Source organism: Candidatus Cardinium sp. TP (genome assembly GCF_025215055.1).
In the GTDB taxonomy this organism is placed as follows: Bacteria; Bacteroidota; Bacteroidia; order Cytophagales; family Amoebophilaceae; genus Cardinium.
In genome coordinates this window covers 18,686-36,580 of the sequence record NZ_JANAVR010000007.1, presented here as the reverse complement: position 1 = coordinate 36,580, position 17,895 = coordinate 18,686, and the positions used below count along the sequence as shown (strand labels likewise).

The following is a 17,895-nucleotide window of genomic DNA, read 5'->3' as shown; positions in this document are numbered from 1 at the left end:
TTCCCTAACGTTTTTGCCAGTTCCAATAAGCCTAATTTCGGTTTAATGATTTTTTGATGTAAGTTCATAATAGGTATAATTTATATCCGTACAAAGTTAATAATTGTCAGATTAAATCTTAACTAGTACAACTAATTACTCATAGAGACCAAAAACTCCTCATTATTACGTGTACCCCGCATTTTTTTGAGTAGAAAATCCATAGCCTCTGTAGAGCTCATATCGGCCATAATGTTACGCAATATCCAGATCCGCGCCAGCTCCTCTTTTCCAATCAATAATTCTTCATGCCTTGTACCAGAAGCAGGTACATCAATAGCTGGATAGATGCGTTTGTTGGCCAGTTTACGATCCAACTGCAACTCCATATTACCGGTACCCTTGAATTCTTCAAAAATTACCTCATCCATCTTAGAGCCTGTATCAATAAGTGCGGTAGCCAAAATGGTCAGTGAGCCCCCATTCTCCACATTACGCGCTGCACCAAAAAATCGTTGCGGCTTATGTAGTGCATTGGCATCAATACCACCAGAAAGTATCTTCCCAGAAGAAGGGCTAACGGTATTGTGCGCCCGCGCCAATCTGGTAATAGAATCCAACAGAATCACCACATCACGACCACATTCTACCATTCGCTTAGCCTTTTCTAAAACAATATTAGAAACCTTTACATGTCGTTCAGCCTGTTCATCAAAGGTTGAGGCAATCACCTCTGCTTTTACATTCCTGGCCATATCCGTCACCTCCTCTGGACGCTCCCCAATTAAAAGAACAATCAAATAGACTTCTGGATGATTGGATGCAATGGCATTAGCAATCTCCTTTAATAGAACTGTTTTACCTGTTTTAGGTTGTGCTACAATCATACCACGTTGCCCTTTACCAATAGGAGAAAATAAATCCATAATACGTGTAGAATATTGACTGGACCCATTGGAAATATGCAACTTATCATGTGGGAAAAGTGGTGTAAGATGTTCAAAAGGAATGCGATTGCGTCCTTCTTCTGTGGTTACACCATTCATATAAATGACCTTTAAAAGTGCAAAATATTTTTCCCCTTCCTTAGGTGGACGTATTTTGCCCCGAATGGTGTCACCTGTTTTTAGGTTAAATAACTTGATTTGAGAAGGAGATACATAGACATCGTCTGGGCTAGCTAAATAATGATAGTCAGATGAACGTAAAAATCCATAGCCATCTTGCATAATCTCCAGCACACCCTCCCCTTCAATAGTGGTGTCCACATTATTCAGGCTAACCGTCTCTTTTTTACTCTTTTCAAATGCAGGAGGTACTTCCCTTGATTCTTTGACCGTTGAAATAGCAGAACGCTCAGCTACAGTTGATTGTTCTGACTCTGTGGCCTCACTGTTTTTACTTTGTAAACTAGGCTCAATCTGTGTTTCCACTGCTCTAGAATTTACATAACCCTTCTTGGGTAATATAGATGGCGGTACTGGCCTCGGCACAGATGCAACCAACGTATCATTGTGTTTTTTTTGAGGAACCTCCGGAAGTACCGCTTGCTGGTCCAATATTTTATAAATTAGTTCCTCTTTTGAAAGCGTTTTATAGCTTTTAACTTTAAATCTTTCTGCTATTTCGCGTAACTCAGAAATAAGTTTTTGATTGAGTTCTCCGATATTGTACATGATTGAGTTAGGTGTAAGTTTAAATAAAACCCATTAAAATAATATGAATCATCTTAATAACTATTTTTAAAATGATAGCCTCTTGTTAATATATTATACATTGCCAAACAGCAAAAATATCTGCATTAAATATGCATACTACCTTCTTATTTGTTCTGATTGCGCTTTTTTAAATCTAGTTAAGAATAGTCAAAAATAAGGGTACTTCTGTGTATACAGAATATACTAATAGCTGTAATAAGGAATGAATATCAATGCAGGACTTCGAATGCAGCCCCATGGCAAACCAATATGAACAAGTATACAATTATAATTTAAAAAAGTCAAAAAAAGCAACACTTTTAATAAAAAAATAGAGCGCGATTGCTTAAAATGGCGTAGCTTTAGCCCGATGTATGCTATAATAGATTTATTAGATTGTTTTGCAACACACTGGTACTGTTGTAGGTGATAGGATAGGACGGGCCAAGCCATAATGTATGAGATTTAGATGAGGATTGAAACACAAGACGAAGATACCAACGACCAGTAGCGTCATAAAAAAGGCTATTGCAAGGTTTAAATGCAAACAGAATGATTGACTTATACCGTATAAGAACAGATACAAAAGCAGTAATAGATGGCCTATATAAAAGGGGAGTTCCGCATGCAGCAGCACGCATAGAAGCCATATGCAAGTTGGATATAGAAAAACGGTCTACACAATCTCAACTATACAACCTAGCTGCCACACTAAATAGGTTAAACAAAGAGATAGGAGACGCATTACGTCTGCAAGGAGAAACAGCTCTATTAGAGGCTAAAAAAAGCGAAATAACCCGCTTAAAAGAAAGCGGCAAAGCGTTAACGCAAAAGTTCAAGGAACATACATCAGCTCTATTAGAGCAGCTCTATGCGCTACCCAACCTGCCTCATGCAAGCGTACCCATGGGCAGCCATGCTGACGACAACCTTATCATGTATGCAACACCACCAAGTACCAAAAGCGGGCATTTGGCCCACTGGGATTTAGTTAAAAACTATGACCTGGTTGACTTTGAACTGGGCAATAAAATTACGGGTGCTGGTTTTCCAGTATACAAGGGAAAAGGTGCGAAGCTGCAACGGGCTTTAATCAACTTTTTTTTAGATCAAGCATCCAAAGCAGGCTATATAGAAATGCAACCCCCTATCTTGGTCAATGAGACATCTGCCTATGCAACGGGTCAATTACCTGACAAAGAAGGTCAAATGTATCAGATTCCATTAGAGAAGCTATATCTGATTCCTACCGCAGAGGTATCGATCACCAATATCTATCGTGATACCATACTAGCAGAGACGGCACTCCCCATTAAACATGTAGGCTATACGCCTTGTTTTAGGCGCGAAGCAGGCTCTTGGGGAGCGGATGTACGTGGCTTGAATAGGCTCCATCAATTTGACAAGGTAGAATTGGTGCAGATTTGTCATCCTGACCATTCTTATGCCAACCTAGAAGAGATGTTAACCTATGTACAAGGGTTGGTAGAACAATTAGCGCTACCCTATCGGATTGTAAAACTTTGTCATGGAGATTTAGGTTTTTGCGCTGCTATGACCTACGATATAGAAGTACATGCCATAGCCCAAAACAAATGGTTAGAAGTAAGCTCAATTAGTAATTTTGAAACCTTTCAATCCAATAGGTTAGCACTAAGGTATAAAGATAAAAATAAAAAAAGTTGTCTTTTACATACTTTAAATGGTAGTGGGTTAGCCCTTCCACGCATTCTGGCTGCACTATTAGAATGGAATCAAACCCCAGAGGGGATTCATATTCCAAAGGTCTTACAACCTTATACAGGATTTACGATCATTCATTAGCATCCCGTTCAGCTGGTAGCTGTCAACGTAAGGGACATCGATTCCAACACAGAGCTAGAAATGGCTCATGCGTATACGTCGTTGCCCCTGTCCATTGTGTGTTCAGCGGGATGGTTTTTAGCGTCAAAAAAAACCGCCCCTATAAAAAGTCGCAGTGTAGAAAGTGGCACCATACAGATGATGTGGAAAAACAGTTTCCTTTAAAGCCCACGCAGTGGACGCTTTCTGTTTTTCCATCTGTAGGATGCCACTTTCAGCGGATTTTTACCGAGGGCTTGATTTTTTGTCCACTTCTTTATCAAGAAAAAAGTGGGATAAAATGCATTATTAACCAATAGCGAGAATAGATATTTTTATTTGACAATCAATAAAATATATCAATTTATTTGGTCCTTATCCTAACAAACACCTTCGCAAACCTGTAGTGCCTGATGGGCCGCCTGCACCAATTCTTCTACAATTTTAGCATTCAAATACTTCTTACCAAGTTCAATATCTATGGTAAGTGTTTCTTGAGCCATATATTTCACCTCTTCCAAGTGGATATAATCTTTAGCATGGCGCAAATCATAAAGTCGTTCAGCAAATTTAATGCAGAGTATAAAAAGTTGTTCTCGGTTGATGATGCGTTTGAGACGGTTACCCACATAGAGGCCACATGGCTCCATCTCTTGACGCTTGTTGACCGCTACAATACTTTCCACAAAACAATAAACATCCATGCTATAATTGGCTTTAACATAAGCAAGTGGCAATCCTGTATAACGTACCAAGCCATACAAAACACTGAAATAAACTGGTCTTGGCTGGTAAGGTACCCACTCTGCGACCAGCTGGGCAATACCTAACGCACGTACATAACACAACTGTCCTGATGCATGCCGTCTAAAACCATAACAACGCCTTAACAATAGAAAAAGCTCATCTAATACAATTGTGCGCATATCAGCCAACGTGCAAAGCTTATGATATGCTTTCGTCAACATCACCATAGACTCCCTAAATTCTTTATAGGTAACAGAATTATCCGAAGGCGCTATTCTGGAAATCATTTCGTCGCGCACAGCAGCTACATTACAAGGTATGACCATAAGCATAGGTCTTTTATGAGAAGCTGGAAACTGCAAGTAACCATAATGGATACGAATGATGCGTTCTATGCTTCGTTTTTCTATACTAGTCCATTCTGATTCTTTCTGCGCAACACTGTGCCAATCAAACTCACTGCCTGCCGTTACATCTTGATAGTAATTTCTAATTTGCGGCAACGCCTCTTCCGGAATAGTCGCATGACCAATGACCAGTGCGATAGCAGGAAAACATGTTTTCCCATGGCATGTATTTTCGGACAGATCCTTTAGTTTATATTTTAAATAGGTGGTATGCAACCGAATACGTACCAAGACACCCTTTGAAGCATCTAGGTTGGCAATACTTAAAATAACAGGAACCAATAAGCAAATCATCTGGTTGACATCACATATGATCTTTTCAGGCAGCTTATGATCTTTAGGCTCTATCAATAGCTTGGGCACAGCATGCTCCTTACCTTCCAATTCTAAAGCCATCTCTAACTTCCGGACTAATTCATCCAGACTCACTTCAGTGGGCATCAAAATAATATGATTTTTAGACCTAGCCCGCTGCTTTAAAAAAATATCCCAAATAATAAAATTTTTGGTAATGAGGTCTAAATTTTCCTCATACAACGGTCTATTATCTAAATAGGAAATAAATTGTGTCACCTCTTTCATGACCTGATCTAAAGAAGCATGAGCTTCCTTTGGATTATTACGAATCGACTCTAGATCAGTGTATAAACCAAAATCCGCTTGCCTTTGTTTCTGCTCTTTGATTTGTTTTTCTTGTATTTTATTACTTAGATAGTAGCCATAATGTTTATAGCCAGCTAGCTTACGTTTATTATACACAATAATGAAAAAAATCATTAGACTTAATCCCAGCAAGGATATTAAAAACCCGCCTGATTCTGATAATAATAAGTCCATACCACTTCGATATAAGGCGTAACCAATTACCAATAACATAATCAATACTAGCCTTACGCTTATACCTAAGGGCAGCACGCATAAGATTACAGCCAAATGTGCAACAGATAAAGCTAAAGTAAAAGTAAAGGGAGGTTGGATCTCGCCAGACCAGTTCCAAAGCACATTGACAGGAAGACAAAAAACTACGCTTATCAACCAACGTCTACCAATTTTCCAAGATGGAATGGCTTGCTTAGCATCAATGGCATAACTTATAAGCGAAATAGCTACAACAAATTGAAAAAGATACCAATAGATAAAGCATCCGCTTACATAATCTAATATAGTAGTACCTATCACATAACACCCTATAAACCCCATTATAGCATCGCTTGGCTTAAGCTTAGCCAATCTTTCTTTCGTAAAAGAAGACCTCAGCAACAACAAAATTAATATTATAACAAAAGGTAAAATATCAAACGACATGGCAACTTTGTAATCAACAAACCATAAAAACTAAAATGTATACTACATTGCCCACAGTGCGCAAACAGCAGCCTACCATAGGCCACACCAAACCATTAATCAGACGATATAGGCCTATGGTAGGCAACCCTTTTTGCATAAAAACCTAGTATGGCTGCACAATATACAATAAAAGTTAAGGCATAAAAATAAAGAGGCAATTACTTACTTTTTTTTCAATTAAATTACTATATTTGTAGTGAAATGCAATTTCTGTCCGGTAGTGTAATGGCAACACGTCTGGTTTTGGTCCAGAAGACTCTAGGTTCGACCCCTAGCCGGACAACAGCAACCCACATAAACACAAATAGATGGTAGGTTTAAATGATAATCGTTGGATAGTAAGCTGGGGCTTTTCTTTTTTTACATTTCTATCCACGCACCATATAGGATTCGCAAAAACGGAGAAAGAGAAAAAGGTAGCTACTGTCTCTCCTACTACGAAAAACGCATCTACTGATACAGATGCGACTGACAAAGCTAGTAAGGCTAAACTGAAAAGTGAGCTAGAAGCGGAGAATGCACTTGAGCGGGCGCGTATTGAGCAGCTGCATCTTAAAAAGGAACTTATACGTTTAAATAAGGAGATAAAGGAGCTTCTACTATTGGGTAATGAGATAGAGGATGAAAAGGAGCGGCAAGCGCACACCAAAGCGATGCGTTTACTGAATATGGAAAAAGAAAGGCTAACCATTGAACTAGAGCTAGCAAAGGTTAGGTTTATGAAACAAATGGAGCGATATGATATCCAATTAGTTAAGCTAACTAAAACCATAGAATTAGAAAAAGGGCAAACGCAGCTGCTGCAAGAAAAGAGTCATCGGTTACAAGCAGAAATGGAGGCCTTACAAGCCAAAGCAGCACGTGATAAGCATATTCAAAAAAAACCTATTTACCTAAAAGATCCATTGATTAAACGAAGTAATACGTTGGTCTTCTCTGATCGATGTATTGAATTAAATGGTAGGATCACACCTTGGAAAGCAAATTATATTGTAGATCAAATTCACTATTTTAATAATAAAAATAGTGAATGGCCTATATTTCTGATCATCGGTGATTCTCCAGGTGGATATGTAACTGCAGGCTGGAATATTTTGCAGGCGATAGAGTATAGTAAAGCACCTGTTTATGTGGTTGTAAAAACATTCGCAGCTTCTATGGCAGCTTTAATTACTACATTGGCTACTAAATCTTATGCTTATCCAAATGCGATCATTTTGCATCATCAGCCTCTTTGGGGTGTTTGGGGCAATGTAAGAAGAACAAAAGAACATTATGAACACCTTAATGAACTTTGGAAACGTTTAGGAGGAAGGGTAGCTAAAAAAATGGGAATATCCCTAAAAGCATTTGAGAAAAAGCTCTATGAGAAGTCTATCTATGGAGACTGGCAAGAGTATGGTAACCATGCTCAAAAACTTAAATGGGTTGATTGTGTAATTAGTGGTATAAGAAATAGTGCGGTAAGCAGCCTGCCCAACTCAGCTGACTATACTTTTGAAAAATATCTAACAGAATATTATGGTTTCGATGCAACGAAAGAGAAAGAGCAATCAGAAGAAGCGCAGTATTACCATGCCTTAGCACCTCATGACTTTGACTATAGCTACCGCCCTGATAAAAAACCGCAGATGATGGATAAGCGATAAGTTTTAGTATTGTTTTCACCTTTCCCTCCTTCTATTTAAGGTAGATAAAACGCACACGGTTATACCACATCTCAAGTGCAAATATAATTTAAGCATTTAAATATGACCCAGTGCTAAACGCGTAGGCTAAATTTGTAGTGCATAGGGTTTAAAAAAAACAGGCTAAAAGCCTTGAATTAATGCTTACAATTATCTAAAATATATTTATCTTAGTCTGATTGCTTGGTAAGTTGTTTTAGTAATATCTATTTGACAATGTCACTCACTACACTTTTCCTCATGGCATTACCTTTTGTGCTATTGGTACTAGTAGTGGTTTTCTACCTTACGCGCAACAGGGCTGCATCGGAGGAACAGTGCCTACACCATACGCAATTTTTTAATGAAGTTAGCGCACTTCAGCAAGCGCTTACACGCAAAAAAAGCCGCATAAACAAAACGTTACAAGCTGCTGTTTTACAAGAACGATTCGCCAAGCTAAGGCCGAGTGATGCAATTATTAGCTGTACAGGGTGCTACGTGATCCTTACCACCATCCTAGACTACATAAGTGGAGGGCTTACCATCTATTGGTATATATTCCAATTTTTTATAGGTATTTGGTTGATAGGTTATGGCATTACACCTAAAAAAGGGATTCCCTCATGGAAAATTGGTTGCTCGTGGCTCATATGCACCATCTTGTGCCTACCCGTTAATATATTCTGGCATTGGTTTCATCTGCAAGACCCTCAATTTTCACTCACCTTATCTGTAGGGCATCTATCTGCCACTTTATTTGTATTACCTCTATATATCAGTATCAAACTAGTATTTGTCACATTGTTGGTAATCTTTTACGCAATTTATAACATAGGGGTAGATCAACTGCTGGCATCAAACGACTCTTTACTATCTTTATTAGGATTTGGTTTAATCGTTTTCAGCATTATTGTTTACAACAAACGTAAAATTACTGCCTACACACTTTATAACCGCTACTTAAAAGGCCAAGTAACCTCAGAAAAAAAGAACCATAGACCACCTCATTCCAACTTACATCCAGACATGGCTGGTAAAACTACAAAAGACCCAGGATCTTTTGTGGAAAAAGCAATGCAGGAAGTTACTGAGCTTATTTCCTATTTAGACAATAGACCACTCTATAAGCAAGATATCCAAAGCATTATCAATAATTTTTTCACTTTTACTACCTTCTTAAAGCAACGTGCCAAGTCTGTAGACCACCTATTATTAACACCACATGAAATCACGATAGATGAGTTGATAGCTAGGCTAACCTCTGAACTGGAAGCTAAGACCGCACCAGTCCCAAAGTTGATCGTAGAAATAAAAGACAGCACGGTATCTAACAAAATTACATGTGATATCAATCATATACTCCAAGCATTAGTCCCTATCGTCTTACGTACCGCTAACCCAACTGTAGCAAAAGGTGAATTTGTAAAAATTCAACTACATAGTACTTACCTAAAGTATAGACAAAAGCATAGACAAAAAGACAAAAGTTATGCGGAAATGACCTTTCCAGCTATTGCCATCGTGATCAGCAGACTGCATACTCCTTTAACCATATTGCCCCAAATTAAGGGTCATTATGAGGATATTACAGAAGGAAGGGAACTCAAGTGGCACAACAACCAGAAAGACATAGAGCGTATTCATATTGAAAAACGTATCATAGAACGTGCCATTCGCGCCCACTATGGTTACCTACGCTTTCCTTTCTCTCAAAAAAGACCCATGTTTATGGTATTGCCTTGTAACGTAGCCACGGTTCGAGATGCAATGATCGCCAAGATACTTCCTATAAATGTTCGTGTCGCCCAACAAGAAATTGATCAGTCCATGGAGGTATTCATGAAATCTTATAATCATCTTTTAGAAATATCTGAGGCACGTAAAGCAGTAATAGATGAAATATTATTATTAACCAGAAGGTGTTACGGCTTTAGGCGACATTTATCCGGACAATTCTTGTATATCCGTGCAATAGGTATTGCCCAATTGGTTGCAGAATGGATACGGTTCTATCCAGAACCCATTTATGTTGCTTTGCTATATGACTTAATACATTATGCAGATTTACCACTTTCTTATATTAAGGCCAACTACGATTTGAATATTTATTCTTTTATAGAGAGTGTTTTAGCAGTCAATGACCGCCAAGGCATGGAGCCATGTGGACTTTATATCGGTAATGCCCTTAAGCAAGTCATCAATCGAGAACAGCTTTTTGTACTTTGTATTAAATTAGCTGAACGACTTTATGACCTGCGGCATGCTAAAAGCTATACCCATCTAGATGAGTTAAAATATATGGCCCAAGAAACTCTTACCATAGATATTGAACTGGCAAAGAAATATTTGAATACTAAAATCGTAGAGGCATTAGCTAATGCAGCGGCACAGGCACTACAGGTCTGTGAACAACAATAAAACATACAAGTTTATTGTATCTGTTCCAGTCACTGATTTTTTATTACTTTCTTATCAAGAATAAAATAAAAATAAAATTGCCTTACGAACCCCATAGCATGAATAGACACAGTTTATTTTGATAGGCTAAAGAAGATCAATCTTCCCCGATCTGGCCACGCACAAGCTGCTCTAGGCCCTCTTGTAAGGTAGTACATGGTACCCAGCCTAGTGTTGCTTGAATTTTTCTACAATCAAGGGCATAACGTCTATCTTGGCCTATTCTATCAGCGATGAAACGAATAAAAGAAGTATAAGACCTGTCACTGAGTGGTCTTAAATCGTCTAACATGTGGCAAATCATTGATGTGATTTCAAGATTAGTGCGCGCTTCATTTGCGCCAATATTATACACTTGGCCACTTTGGCCTTTATGCAAAACGCAATCAATCGCTCTACAATGGTCCTCTACATGCAACCAATCTCGAATACTGCTTCCATCTCCATGCAATGCAATAGATTGCCCTTGTAGGGCATTTTCCAAGATCATAGGAATAAGTTTTTCTGGGTATTGATGCGGCCCATAATTGTTGGTGGAACGAGTAATAACTGTATATAGCCCATACGTATGGGCATAACCCTGTACGAGGCACTCCCCTGCGGCTTTGCTGGCACTGTAAGGGTTACTTGGCGCCAGGGTATCGGTTTCTATACAGGGTCTATGATGTGCATCTAGTGCGCCATAGACTTCATCCGTAGAAATATATACAAACCGATGATTGGGATGTTGTGGTTGACCTGGTGCTTGAAACCAATGGCGATAAGCTGCATGCAATAAGACCCCAGTACCTTCTACATTGGTCTTCATAAAAAGAAGTGGATCAACAATTGATCTATCTACATGTGATTCAGCAGCGAAATGAATGACGCCATCAAAGTTAAATGTTTGAAACAACTCCGAAACCAACAAAAAGTTGGTAACATCTCCTGCTACAAAATGATAGTTAGGACGCTCCTGTAGTGCAAAAGATATACGGGCCGCATAGGTCAGCTTATCTAGATTAACAATATGATAATGAGGATATTTTTTTAAAAAAAATTGAATACAATGCGAACCTATAAAACCAGCTCCACCCGTTATCAATAACTTCTGCATAGATGCGCACTTTACGGTATCTGTTCACGCAATAGCGTCAACTTAAGGACTATCTATTCTAACACAGCGATAGAAATGGCTCATGCGTATACGGCGCTGCTCATGTCTGCCAAGTTTTTTTATCGGCGGACATAAGCGCCTTAACTTGATGAAATAGCAGCAAATATATCTATTCAATTCACTGGTTTTTATGTGAAAAGAAAAATGCCCCTGTAAAAAGTCGCTGAAAGTGTCATCTTACAGATGGAAAAACAGGAACCGCCCCCTTTGGGGGCTTCAAAGGAAACTGTTTTCCTAATCATCTGTAAGATGACACTTTCAGCGACTTTTTACCGAGGGCTTGATTTTTTGTCCACTTTTTTATCAAAAAAAAGTGGGATAAAATGCATTATTAACCAATGGAGAGAATAGATTTTTTATCTGAAAATCAATAAAAAAAATACTTAAGTTGACGCCATTGTCTGTTCACGTTACTGGTTAATACTGCACAGCGTATCTATTTTAGCCACAAGCGGAGTAGGAGGGATTCGAACCCCCGGTACCTTATTTAGGGTACACCCGTTTTCGAGACGGATACCTTCAACCACTCAGACACTACTCCAACAACTATAGGGATCATCTAATGCGACTATCTCCGTTTATTTGAGTACGCTTTTAGCGAACTGTGCCACTCTATGCAACACGCGAGGATGACTCAGCATAGCCTTATTCCTTGGAACAGGTATCCCCAAAATATGTGTGCTATGAAAAGCATCTTTAATCAATACTCTTTTAAAATTTTTCTTGCCCTTAGGCACAATATTAAGCGCATGCTGGCTATAAAGTGGAATCTGCATATCGTGGTGACCCGTAAGGTTAGGATATTTTGTACCCACTACAAAAAAAGTATAGATGCTGTTTAAATCCTTAAACCGAGGCGCCCCTTTCTTATTAAGCAATGTTCTAAAATCACTTTGCCCTCCTCCTATCGCTAGGATAGGCAATGTTTCATCACGAAGCAACGTTTTAACCTCAGACAACCACAGACTATCTTCCATCAAATCTTTACCCCCAGGGCAAAGGCAGACCGCTTGGTTCGCCTGTACGTTCACCATAAGCTGTTCCTCAAGATATGTTTTAGGATGACCAAGGCTTAGCGACAATGTAGAGAGGTCATCTACAATAGGCTTGTTCAAATGGTGTGCGAGCATGGCGGCATCCACCCTAGCACCAGGTACGCCTTCCCATGGGGCAGCTAACGCAACCAGCCCCTTTATATTTAAACGGTGTTTATTGGCCTGGAAAAACGCATAAGCAGTTTGCGCACCCATACTATGGCCTACCAACAGAATGGATCTATCATATAGAGACTCTACCTTACTAGCCAGTTCTTTAAAGCTAGTTTCAGCTTGTTCTTTTATAGAAAGATGTATACTCTGCATGGCTTCCATACTAGTCAAAGCAACCATAGAAGCAGTAGGCAGCGCCTGTTCCAGTGCCTGTTTCATCCTATCAAAACAAGCAGCACGATTGCCCAACCCATGAAATAAGACCACTAGCTCACCCTGATTTTTAGCTGACTTTGCTTGAACAAAGCCTGGAGTAAACAATAAACAAAAGCATATGAATCTAAATATTGAAAAGATGTATGACATAAGTGTATAAAGATAAAGTTACATAAGGAATCAACACCAGGTCACAACAGCGCTACTAAAAACATCGACCTAAAAAATAATAGGCATAATTAATAAGAGCAAGTGCTCCTGTTTATTTTGTATCTTAGGAAAAATTAACACCGCTTTATTAGCCCCCCAGAAAAAGAATTCTACCTCTTCGGTTAGGATACTGGTCAACATATCTAATAAAAGCTTGGCATTAAACCCTATTTCTAGAGGCAACCCTTCATATGTACAAATAAGTTGTTCTTGTGCTTCATTAGAAAAGTCTAAATCTTCTGCTGAAATAATCAATTGATTGTCTACAAGATTCAACTTGACCTGATGGGTAGCCTTATTGGCATAAATAGCGGCACGCCTAAGCGCACTCACCAAGGCAGGTCTACTGATGGTTAGTTTACTGGTATGCTCCTTAGGAATCACATTTTCGTAATCTGGATAACGTTCATCCACCAATCTACTGACCACACTAATGTTACCGATACTAAATTGGATTTTATGGCGATCAAACATAAAGCCCACTTGCTTATCTCTACCACTCAATAGACCATTCAAAAGCAACAATGCTTTTTTAGGCACAATAATAGGGCTTTGGGTAGATGCTGAGAGATCTTCACGAATATAACGAACCAACCGATGGCCATCTGTGGCCACAAAAGTAGCCATAGCATGGGTTAATTCTATGTATAGACCAGACATAGCAGGCTTTAACTCATCATTACTCGTGGCAAATAGGGTTTTCTGTAAAATATTTTTCAACACCTCCACTTCTACCTCTAACGTTATACCATCTTCTAAAGTAGCAAGCTGCGGAAAATCATTCGCACTCTCTCCTGCCAATTTATACTGTCCACTATCAGACTGAATAGAAACGGTATACGCATTTGGATTAATTTCCAATCTAATAGGCTGTTCTGGAAGATGCTTAACGGTATCCAACAACATACGCGCAGGTATGGCCACGCTTACTTGCGCATCTGATTGAATCGCCAAAACAGCACTAATAGAGGTCTGCAAATCTGATGCTGTAACCACTAAACGATTATGATCTATCTGAAAAAGAAAGTTTTCTAAAATTGGAACAACTGGATTACGGGTGATAACCCCACTAATGGCAGTTAGCTGTTGTGACAGCAAAGCTGATGATACCGTGAACTCCATGGTTATTTTTTTTTGTGCTTTGAACATGTGGACCGCTCCTATCCAAGAAACCTTTACTTGATCTTTTGGATCATTTTATTGACTGGATTCGTAACCATTTCGATTTGGATACCTTAACAGGGAAAAGACCTACACGTCAAGCCTACTGATACGGTCCGCTTAACATTAAGTTTATAAATGAATACAATTTAATAAAAAAAAGTTAAAAGGTTGTATTTTTGTCTATTTAAAGCCTACATCCATCCTATTTTTATATACAAAAACGGAATCCCCATTTCGTCAAACAACCTACCGCTATATTTTGTATCCTAAAAAAGAGGGCAATGGTTATTTATTTCCTTTCTTTTCCAATACAATAAACGCATAATCATAAGGATTTTTCGCATCTGCTTTAAAGGAACGTATATCACGTTCCACCCATTCTTTCCCTAGCACAGGAAAATAGGTATCCCCTGCTACAATAGCATGAATTTTGGTTAAATAAATTCTATGCGCCATAAGCAAAGTTTGAGTGTAAACTTTTTCCCCTCCAATAACAAATAACTCTGATTCGCCTTGGGCCTTTGCCAAGCTTATCGCTTCTTCGATACTGCGTACCACATGATAGCCCACAGCCAATTGATCCATTGTTGAACTGACTACTATACTCACCCGACTGGGTAAAATACGCCCAATGGAACGAAAAGTATGGCTACCCATTACCAAATGATGCCCCATGGTGCGTTGTTTAAATTCTTGTAAATCAGCAGGAAGATGCCATGGCAGCTTATTTTGCTTGCCAATAACTCTATTTAATGATAGCGCAACAATAAGGGATATAACCATAGTACATGTTAAAATAACCAAAATAAAACGATTTATTTTGATTTATTCAACCAACACTACTATATTTGTTCCAAACTAAACGGTTGCACCTGGTAATTGTACTTTTAAATCTGGTAATTGTACTTTTAAATAAGGGGGATTAGCTCAGCTGGTTAGAGCACTTGCTTTGCAAGCAAGGGGTCATCGGTTCGAATCCGATATTCTCCACTTTGGCCCATTTTTGCTATCTGTTCAGCCACTGGCGTCAACGTTAGTGCGATCCGAAGTCACGAAAGCGTGAGGGTTAAATTCCCTCTTCCCTAAACATCAGGGATAATGTATCGCTCACGTTTTAGAGTCTGGAACCCTCTAGGATGGAAGCAAGAGATAAAAGCAGGTAATCTTAAACCTTATAGCAAATCCCTTCAAACAGAGTTAAGCAAGATTAGGAGAGAAACTTATGTCAGAATTGGCGTTACGCCAAATATGCGAAATAAGGTTAAAACACATAAAACAAAAGTTACGAAGCACAATAGGTACTAAAGGTTAAGTTACTTTAGTTATAGATGTTCTGAGCTTCCGGCAAATAGCAAGACTCTAAACTTAACGAGAAAGGAAAACGTGGAACGGAGTAACCACAATGCAGCTCTTACTATCTTACTTATCATTAAGATAATAATGAGGTAGCCAGCCGTATGCTGATATATGGAAGGATTGTTTAAGAAGCCATATCCTGAGTTAATACTCAGGATATGCAAACGTAAACACTATAATTTGGAAAGTAAAGTTATGAGTAGTGGTTATATGTTATGGACCAACAAAATGTTAGGTATACATGGATATAATCAATATCATAAGCTATAAAAGTAATTTTAGTAAACTTCAAGATGTTTTAGATGGAGAAGTATGTATAACAAACCCCAACTTATAGAGGAGTCGTATAACGAGAAACTGTTACATACGGTTTTGAAGCCAAGTCGGGAGGGATGACTCTCTCTGCTTAGGTAACAGGATTGTTTTTATTGATTTTCAAATAAGAGTATCTATTCTCACCATTGGTTAATAATGAATTTTATCCCACTTTTTTCTTGGTAAAAAAGAGGCATTCTCTAAAAACTGACGCTTCCAATTTTGAAGAGTTTTACTAGTGACGCTATATTTGGACGATAGCTGGGTTATCGTTAAATCTTCTTGTAGTAAGGCTAATACTATTTTAGTCTTCTCTTCCGAACTAAAATGCCTAATCTTTTTTTTCCCATCTGAGCATTTTATTTTATCACTTTAAAACTATAATATACGGAAAATAAAATAAAAACTTTTTGTCCGATTTTTTTAGGCCACTATAACAAACCAACTAAAACTAAACAATAGATAAGGTATAAACAAGCATCAACCAATGGATGATGCTAATAAAAACCTATATTTGCATATAGAAATTGATTTTGTAATGATATGATAAAAATACGCACCCATTCTGAGCTAAAGTTACTACAACGAGCAGGTCATATTGTAGCGCTTTGTCATGATACTTTAAAAAATGCTATTCAACCAGGTCTGCATAGCCTTGCCTTAGATGCAATAGTAGAAGAAATCATCCGAAGTAATGATGCAGAACCTGCATTTAAGGGGTATCGTGGCTTTCCAAATGCTACTTGCATCTCTATCAATAATGGTGTAGTGCACGGGATACCCAATAATCGCCCTCTGCAGGAGGGGGACATTGTGGCCATTGATATAGGTGTAAAGTACAAGGGTTACATCGGAGATAGTGCTTGGACCTATCCTGTAGGAAACATCTCTGATGCGCAAAAATTTTTATTAGCACATACTGAAAAAGCTTTATGGGAAGGACTCCGTGTCATTAAGGCAGGTATTCACCTTTCTACCATTTCTCATGCTATAGGTCAATACGTTACACAACGTAACCTTAGCATTGTGAAAGAACTGGGCGGACACGGTGTGGGTACTATGCTGCACGAACCACCGCAGATTCCTAACTATGGCAAACCCCATCAGGGACCTATCTTAAAAGCGGGCATGGTATTAGCTATAGAGCCCATCGTAAACCTTGGTCATCCAGCTATTAAAACTTTACAAGATGGTTGGACCATTGTTACCAAAGATGGAAAAGACTCTGCCCACTTTGAGCACACCATTGCTGTCGAAGAAGAAGGCTATAGGGTTCTAACTACTTTAATGGCAGACACTGGGGAATAGCATATGTGGCTAGCCTCTATGCCCCTCTAATAGATCATACCATTTTAAACGCATCCACCTAAAGGGTAATTTTTACCGATTCAAACTATGAGACAGAAGCGCAAGCGTTTTGCAGCCAATAAAGGGTTGGCGCAGCTTATAGAACCAGAAAAAGCCATCTATAACCATATCAAAGGAGCATGGCATACTTTGTATTTTCACAACAACCATCCAATTACATTAGAAGTTGGTTGCGGCCACGGTGCCTATACCATTGGATTGGCTAAAATATTTCCAGAAAGAAATTTTATAGGCCTTGATATCAAGGGAGACCGGCTATGGAAAGGGGCACAAGAAGCAAAAGCATATGATTTAAAAAATGTTGCCTTTCTACGTGCGCAAGCCACCCATCTACTGGATTTTTTTCAAGAAGATGAAGTAACCGAAGTGTGGCTCACTTTTCCAGACCCTAGACCTAAAACCAGGGATATAAAACGTAGACTCACCAGCCCACGTTTTTTAAAACTATATGAAGCAATAACAATACAAGGAGGGCGTATGCACTTAAAAACCGATAGCAGCTTTCTGTTGGACTATACCTTAGATGTCCTCCAACAGCAAGGGATCGCACCATGTGACTATACAAAGGATGTATATGGTTCTACCTTAATAGATCACCATTTTGGCATTCAAACCACCTATGAAAAGCGATTTATAGCACAAGGGGTTCAGATTCATTATCTATGCTTTACACTAAAATAAGAAATCGTTATGCCTACCTTTCTATCCAAAAAAAGTTGGCAAAAAATCAACCAACCATCTATTTTATCTATTATA

12 protein-coding genes and 3 tRNA genes are annotated in these 17,895 nt (G+C 38.7%); 7 read left to right on the top strand and 8 right to left on the bottom strand.

The window, feature by feature from the left end:
• Positions 1 to 131 precede the first annotated feature (131 nt).
• Positions 132 to 1,655: a transcription termination factor Rho gene (gene rho, locus NLX65_RS01955; RefSeq protein WP_260536597.1), complete on the bottom strand. Its 1,524-nt coding sequence runs from the start codon at positions 1,653 to 1,655 to the stop codon at positions 132 to 134.
• Between the two features lie 573 nt (positions 1,656 to 2,228).
• Here rho and serS point away from each other — a divergent pair.
• A complete protein-coding gene (gene serS / locus NLX65_RS01950) occupies positions 2,229 to 3,500 on the top strand; it encodes a serine--tRNA ligase (protein ID WP_260536595.1) in 1,272 nt (423 codons plus the stop codon).
• A 398-nt stretch (positions 3,501 to 3,898) separates the two neighbouring features.
• Here serS and NLX65_RS01945 read toward each other — a convergent pair whose 3' ends face one another.
• Positions 3,899 to 5,977, bottom strand: a complete 2,079-nt coding sequence (locus tag NLX65_RS01945) for a hypothetical protein (RefSeq protein ID WP_260536593.1) — start codon at positions 5,975 to 5,977, stop codon at positions 3,899 to 3,901.
• 253 nt (positions 5,978 to 6,230) lie between these two features.
• On the opposite strand from NLX65_RS01945, the gene NLX65_RS01940 reads away from it, so the two are divergent.
• From NLX65_RS01940 to NLX65_RS01930, 3 genes are all read left to right on the top strand, one after another.
• Positions 6,231 to 6,302, top strand: a tRNA-Gln gene (locus tag NLX65_RS01940).
• 25 nt (positions 6,303 to 6,327) lie between these two features.
• Positions 6,328 to 7,668 carry a ClpP family protease gene (locus tag NLX65_RS01935; protein ID WP_260536591.1) on the top strand — a complete coding sequence of 447 codons (1,341 nt, stop codon included), beginning with the start codon at positions 6,328 to 6,330 and terminating at the stop codon, positions 7,666 to 7,668.
• A 279-nt stretch (positions 7,669 to 7,947) separates the two neighbouring features.
• On the top strand, positions 7,948 to 10,107 hold the full coding sequence (locus tag NLX65_RS01930; protein WP_260536589.1) for a hypothetical protein: 2,160 nt from the start codon (positions 7,948 to 7,950) through the stop codon (positions 10,105 to 10,107).
• A gap of 136 nt (positions 10,108 to 10,243) precedes the next feature.
• On the opposite strand, the gene rfbB is transcribed toward NLX65_RS01930, so the two are convergent.
• From rfbB to NLX65_RS01905, 5 genes are all read right to left on the bottom strand, one after another.
• Positions 10,244 to 11,242, bottom strand: a complete 999-nt coding sequence (rfbB, locus tag NLX65_RS01925; protein ID WP_260536587.1) for a dTDP-glucose 4,6-dehydratase — start codon at positions 11,240 to 11,242, stop codon at positions 10,244 to 10,246.
• A gap of 512 nt (positions 11,243 to 11,754) precedes the next feature.
• Positions 11,755 to 11,843, bottom strand: a tRNA-Ser gene (locus NLX65_RS01920).
• A gap of 37 nt (positions 11,844 to 11,880) precedes the next feature.
• Complete coding sequence (locus NLX65_RS01915) at positions 11,881 to 12,831, bottom strand: esterase/lipase family protein (RefSeq protein WP_260536585.1); 951 nt, start codon at positions 12,829 to 12,831, stop codon at positions 11,881 to 11,883.
• A gap of 114 nt (positions 12,832 to 12,945) precedes the next feature.
• A complete protein-coding gene (gene dnaN / locus NLX65_RS01910) occupies positions 12,946 to 14,058 on the bottom strand; it encodes a DNA polymerase III subunit beta (RefSeq protein ID WP_260536583.1) in 1,113 nt (370 codons plus the stop codon).
• Between the two features lie 327 nt (positions 14,059 to 14,385).
• Entirely contained in the window at positions 14,386 to 14,883 is a 498-nt protein-coding gene (locus NLX65_RS01905; protein WP_260536581.1) for a dihydrofolate reductase, read from the bottom strand.
• Positions 14,884 to 15,016: 133 nt separating this feature from the next.
• On the opposite strand from NLX65_RS01905, the gene NLX65_RS01900 reads away from it, so the two are divergent.
• A tRNA-Ala gene (locus NLX65_RS01900) sits at positions 15,017 to 15,090 on the top strand.
• An 831-nt stretch (positions 15,091 to 15,921) separates the two neighbouring features.
• Here NLX65_RS01900 and NLX65_RS01895 read toward each other — a convergent pair.
• Positions 15,922 to 16,107 (bottom strand): helix-turn-helix domain-containing protein, encoded by a 186-nt coding sequence (locus tag NLX65_RS01895; RefSeq protein ID WP_260536601.1) that lies wholly within the window; start codon positions 16,105 to 16,107, stop codon positions 15,922 to 15,924.
• 207 nt (positions 16,108 to 16,314) lie between these two features.
• On the opposite strand from NLX65_RS01895, the gene map reads away from it, so the two are divergent.
• Positions 16,315 to 17,079: a type I methionyl aminopeptidase gene (gene map, locus NLX65_RS01890; protein WP_260536579.1), complete on the top strand. Its 765-nt coding sequence runs from the start codon at positions 16,315 to 16,317 to the stop codon at positions 17,077 to 17,079.
• Positions 17,080 to 17,166: 87 nt separating this feature from the next.
• Entirely contained in the window at positions 17,167 to 17,820 is a 654-nt protein-coding gene (gene trmB, locus NLX65_RS01885; RefSeq protein ID WP_260536577.1) for a tRNA (guanosine(46)-N7)-methyltransferase TrmB, read from the top strand.
• The last annotated feature ends 75 nt before the right edge of the window (positions 17,821 to 17,895 follow it).

Excerpts from the sequence above, each read along its gene's own strand:
- dnaN (WP_260536583.1), bottom strand. The coding sequence starts at position 14,058 with ATGGAGTTCACGGTATCATCAGCTTTGCTGTCACAACAGCTAACTGCC.
- rfbB (WP_260536587.1), bottom strand. The coding sequence starts at position 11,242 with ATGCAGAAGTTATTGATAACGGGTGGAGCTGGTTTTATAGGTTCGCAT.
- serS (WP_260536595.1), top strand. The coding sequence starts at position 2,229 with ATGATTGACTTATACCGTATAAGAACAGATACAAAAGCAGTAATAGAT.
- NLX65_RS01905 (WP_260536581.1), bottom strand. The coding sequence starts at position 14,883 with ATGGTTATATCCCTTATTGTTGCGCTATCATTAAATAGAGTTATTGGC.
- trmB (WP_260536577.1), top strand. The coding sequence starts at position 17,167 with ATGAGACAGAAGCGCAAGCGTTTTGCAGCCAATAAAGGGTTGGCGCAG.
- NLX65_RS01945 (WP_260536593.1), bottom strand. The coding sequence starts at position 5,977 with ATGTCGTTTGATATTTTACCTTTTGTTATAATATTAATTTTGTTGTTG.
- map (WP_260536579.1), top strand. The coding sequence starts at position 16,315 with ATGATAAAAATACGCACCCATTCTGAGCTAAAGTTACTACAACGAGCA.
- rho (WP_260536597.1), bottom strand. The coding sequence starts at position 1,655 with ATGTACAATATCGGAGAACTCAATCAAAAACTTATTTCTGAGTTACGC.
- NLX65_RS01935 (WP_260536591.1), top strand. The coding sequence starts at position 6,328 with ATGGTAGGTTTAAATGATAATCGTTGGATAGTAAGCTGGGGCTTTTCT.
- NLX65_RS01930 (WP_260536589.1), top strand. The coding sequence starts at position 7,948 with ATGGCATTACCTTTTGTGCTATTGGTACTAGTAGTGGTTTTCTACCTT.